This is a genomic window from Bacteroides sp. 519 (assembly GCF_010500955.1).
GTDB lineage: Bacteria > Bacteroidota > Bacteroidia > Bacteroidales > Bacteroidaceae > Bacteroides.
The window spans coordinates 1-330 of sequence record NZ_QVMJ01000101.1; the positions used below are offsets into that span (position 1 = coordinate 1).

Below are 330 nucleotides of genomic sequence, written 5' to 3' on the forward strand. Positions count from 1 at the left end.
AAGTCGTCTTTAATCGCATAAAGGCGGTCGGGCATTTGATAAAGTGTATTTATACCCGGTGTCCAATCGGGATTACCTGAATAGAGTTCACAAGCAATTACCCCTTGGGGTAAAATTTGAATAACCCCCAGTGAAGCGAAGCGACTGGGGGGGAGAATAGACTCAATCTCATCATAAGCCTTGATATAAGTAACCGGGTTACTGCGGCTCGATTTGCCAATGGGGTTCTGATCTACAAACTCTACATTCTGTGCATAATACCAGATATCCGATTCGGCTGCGGGACGGGTGTCGGCAGGCGAAAACAGAATTATTTCTCTATCGGCAGTA

1 protein-coding gene is annotated in these 330 nt (G+C 45.8%); it reads right to left on the minus strand.

The genetic code is table 11. The features are described 5' to 3' along the window. A partial coding sequence (locus tag D0T85_RS22090) for a hypothetical protein (protein ID WP_163215675.1) occupies nt 1-330 on the minus strand: 330 nt, incomplete at both ends.